This is a genomic window from uncultured Mucilaginibacter sp., assembly GCF_903913935.1.
Lineage (GTDB): Bacteria > Bacteroidota > Bacteroidia > Sphingobacteriales > Sphingobacteriaceae > Mucilaginibacter.
Genome location: NZ_CAIWNH010000431.1, coordinates 1 through 4,076, shown reverse-complemented (window position 1 = coordinate 4,076; position 4,076 = coordinate 1). Strand labels below are relative to the sequence as shown.

5 protein-coding genes are annotated in these 4,076 nt (G+C 37.2%); all 5 read right to left on the bottom strand.

What is annotated here, in order from left to right; genetic code table 11:
• Positions 1–1,316, bottom strand: a 1,316-nt coding sequence (locus QZY09_RS17375; protein WP_295674419.1) for a DUF6371 domain-containing protein, incomplete at its 3' end; no start/stop codon positions are given.
• 77 nt (positions 1,317–1,393) lie between these two features.
• Complete coding sequence (locus QZY09_RS17370) at positions 1,394–2,524, bottom strand: AAA family ATPase (RefSeq protein ID WP_295674417.1); 1,131 nt, start codon at positions 2,522–2,524, stop codon at positions 1,394–1,396.
• Between the two features lie 15 nt (positions 2,525–2,539).
• Positions 2,540–2,830 (bottom strand): helix-turn-helix domain-containing protein, encoded by a 291-nt coding sequence (locus QZY09_RS17365; RefSeq protein WP_295674416.1) that lies wholly within the window; start codon positions 2,828–2,830, stop codon positions 2,540–2,542.
• Positions 2,831–2,913: 83 nt separating this feature from the next.
• Complete coding sequence (locus QZY09_RS17360) at positions 2,914–3,627, bottom strand: hypothetical protein (RefSeq protein WP_295674415.1); 714 nt, start codon at positions 3,625–3,627, stop codon at positions 2,914–2,916.
• 50 nt (positions 3,628–3,677) lie between these two features.
• A partial coding sequence (locus QZY09_RS17355; RefSeq protein WP_295674414.1) for a tyrosine-type recombinase/integrase occupies positions 3,678–4,076 on the bottom strand: 399 nt, incomplete at its 5' end.

Below are 4,076 nucleotides of genomic sequence, written 5' to 3'. Positions count from 1 at the left end.
TACTGAAGCATACGCTGTTTTAATTCCAGTAACCGGGTGAGATATGGCAAAAATGTAGGGTTGCCGTTATTATGCTTGACAATTTCTAAATGGCTATCAATAAAACTTTTGACATTAAATACAATACTGCAATAATCTAACTTTATGGGCTGTTTAGGTAACGGTATAGCCTTAAAATATGTTTCCAGTTCTGTTATATCCCACAATTGGGTAAACTCTTTTCTAAAGGGCTTAAAATGGGTTTCAGGTGATATTAGTTTGCTTTTTTTAATAGCTGTATTTAAACGTTCACTATTTTCAACTTTTTTACTTAGCGGGGATACCGGTTTCGTGACATTGTGAAACGATGTTTCTGTTTTATTACCGTTATCTATAAATTCCTTATAGTCATAACTGATCAAATAATCGGCAAGGTCTAAGCCGTTGAGTTTGTCGGCTTCGCTTGCTTTTGATTGAAGTAAATCTGAAATAATAAATGATGTTCCCGGCATTAATTCGGAAAGTTGGCCGGCTTTAATTTTCCATTTGTCAAAGCCATTAAGATCCGGGAACAGGCAAACATTGCGCCCGGCCAAGACCAGGCATTTTTCAGCCGTAAAATTTAAAAGGCTTCCTGCCGCTAACCAAACAAAACCGGGCAAGTATGCGCTGGCAATTATTGCGGTTTTTTCGCTTTCAACTATTGCAACGGGTTTTGTTTTATCCTTTAGCAAGTGTTCACCAAATAAACATTGTTTTAACTCATATTCGGGCAGTTTAAGGACCGCATGAACCCAATTGATATACCTATAAGGCTTTTTCACCCTTTTGCCCGTAGAGGGGCTATAAAGCATTATTTTGCCTGTCCTTACATGGCCCTGTTTATCGATCTGCCAAAACACGGTTGAACCCGGCCAGTGCTTTGATGTTCCGATAAAATATTTACTTATCAATTCGTTTACAATCCCAACCCCGAAAAGGCTAATTAAAAATTTGACAAAGTTGTTATCCTTGTGGTCTTTCAAACTTTCTTTAAATAAGTTAACCGGGATAAATGAAACAGGCTTTTGTTGAGAGATAAAAACTTTGGGTATGTAATGGGTATTGGGCTGCAGTGCGCCAAATGAAATATCGTTATCCTGAAAATATTGTTTCGGGGTGTAATGATACCCGCATTTACTTTCACGGCTACACCGGCCAACGGTGGGGTTTAAATGTTCGCCTGTTTGAGTATCAAGGTAAAGGGAAAACGTTTTATCCCTATGGTTACAGCCGGGACAACGGTAACGGGTTTTCATTCCTTTATATGGCTCCAATATGTATCTGTGTTCACTCATTACTTAGCTTTTAGCGTTTCCTGTTTCCTTTCACTAAGAGAAAAGAAACAGGAAACGGCATTTTAAAACGGTGTTTCCTATTCGTTTCCCTCGTTTCCTGTAGAAACGCTATCGGAAAGGCTGTTATCCCAGCCGTTCTTTTTGGCCTTATCAAAGAGCTTTGAAATGCTGCCTTTAGAATTATACCCGATTTTCTTTGCTATCTGTTCGTAACTTAAACCCTGTTCCTTTAATTCCTTCGCCTGTTCATATTTTGCCTTGCTGTTATCGGTGTCGGTCTGTTTAACCAGTAGTTCAAATGGCATACGATCCCCCGTATTTGAGAAAACAAAATTTTGTTCGTCAAACTGTAAAACATAGCTTTCCTTTTTGTAGCTGGCTGGCAAATAGTTCCCCTTCACAATACACAAATGCCTGTTTAGTGGGTTCATCAGGTCGGCTCTTAACTCAATTACCAGCCTCATTTTTGCCTCAAAACCCTGTCCGCTTAACAGATTATTTTTATTAGGTTCAAAATTTTCTGTGCGCTTTCCGGTATGGTGTAAAAACAAAATCAGACATTCGTGTTTTTGTGCCAATTCCTGAAAGGTGTGTAAATATGTTCTTATTCGCTGGGTGTCTTTAAGGTCGCCCCCGTAGGCATCAGCGAAACAGTCAATAATTACAAGGTCGGCTTGCTTATTCGTTAAACGCTTGTCCAGTTTGCTGTAGAGGTTTGTAATATCAAAAACAAAACGCAGCCCTTTTAATAATTCAGGCTTGTAACGCTGTGTTTGTCTGGAAAGTAAATAAGCTGTTTCACGCTCCAGGTCTTCGGTTGAAACATAAATTACTGAACGGTGTTTTGCATTTATTTGGAAGCCTAAAAAATTGTTTTCACCTGTAACCACGGCAACGGCTAACTGTCGCAAAATTGAACTTTTGCCGGTGTCTGAACTTCCAGCCAAACAAGCTAAACCGGTTTGCTGTAAGAATGGATAAACAAGGGTTGGTATTTCCTTAATATCGGAAAGTAAAAGTTGTTCACCTGTTGTTTCCGTTTCGGCTTGCTTGATTATTCCGTTTGCGTGGTCCAGTATTTCAGCGGCTGCAATATTACTTTCATTCCTGATACCATATTTATCAAAATCAAAATCCGGCTGAATTTCTTTATTTTTGTCCTGTAAATCTTCGAAAGACTTAACAGGGGGTGAACCATGTTCCTGCATGTGATACCCCCTTTATTATTTAGTTTTAATTCGGGTTAGCGAATTATTAATATCTTCCAGCTTATAGCGAACTTTGTAACCCAGCCGAAATGCCTTTATGACCCCAGTCATCGTATATTGGTGCAGTGTTGGCAAGGAAATATCCAATAGCTTTGCTGTTTCCTGCCGGGTGAAAATTGTCTTTTCGGGCTTTTGGGTTGAAATTATTTTATACATTTCGGCGCGGACGGATTCTGAAATGCAATCGGCTAAGAGCGTTTTAAACTCTGTAGGTTCGTAGGTAGTTGTGAATGTTTGAGTTGCCATCTTATCTAATTTTATTCAAATCTGATAAGATTAAACACTTTGATTTCGGGGGTTTAGGAACCCCGATTTATTTTTTATTTATTTTAATCAAGTTTTTCATTCGAATAGATCAGGAAGGCTTTTTTTAATCGTTCCAGAAATAAGCTCCTGTCTTTTACTTTAATTCTTTCAGATAAACGCCTCGATAAATTCTGGTCGTCAAAGCCGTTCGTTTCATCCAAGTTGAAAAAATGTCTAAATAATTTTATTAGTTCCTTGCGTGTAAGTATTTGTTTGTCGATTCTCTCTAAATCATTGTTTTCATGCAAAGCTGTAATTAACTCAATAAAGTCACCGGGGCCACCTTTAAATCTCAAGTTAGAAAAAAAACTATTTTCAATTTGTTCTTTTAATTTAATATCGAACCATCTTAATACGAACATGTGTTTTTCGAAATTTATTTTTATACGCAGATTGAAATCAGCACTAAATTTCCTATTCATGTCAATGAAAATGGCTTTTGTAAACTTCAAAAAAAAGGCTTTATCATTTGCGTTATCAAATTGATAATTAAGACAATCCTCTATTTCAAAATTCTCCTTTAGTTCTTTATAAATTACAAAGTAAAGGTAGTGACACAAACTCACATCATCGTATTCACTAAAATCATCGTCCAAGATTTTCCCATCGTAACCAAGTTTATGTATCCGGCGAATCAGTATGTCGTATTTATTGTTTACAGGGAGATCAGCATGGTTGATGGAATAAAGTGACTTATATTGTAAGGCTTTAAATGCGGTAATGTTAATTTCATCCATATTCATATGTGGTCAAAAAAAAATAATATCTGAATAAAAATGACCGTAATTTATACAGCCTTTAATAAAGGTTCATTCCAATGTTGCTTTAGCTTTTCAGCATGTTCCTTTGGTGTTACCCGGATATATTTCATGAATGAGCTTTCGGTTGTGTGGCCTGTTATAGCCATTATGCTGATCGTAGGGAAATTATCTAAGTACATGTTCGTTGCAAAAGATCGGCGCGCTGTATGGCTTGAAATAAGGTCATGTTTCGGAACATTAGTAATAACCTCTTTCCCGGCTTTTGTATATTGCAAGGAAATCAATTCGTTAAATTCTGCCTTCTTAGCTACGTCCTTTAGATATTCGTTCATTTTTTGGTTGCTGATCGTCGGGGGCAAACTATTTTCTGTTAGGCCTTTGTACTTTTTCATTATTTCCCGTACATATTTATGAATAGGGACAAT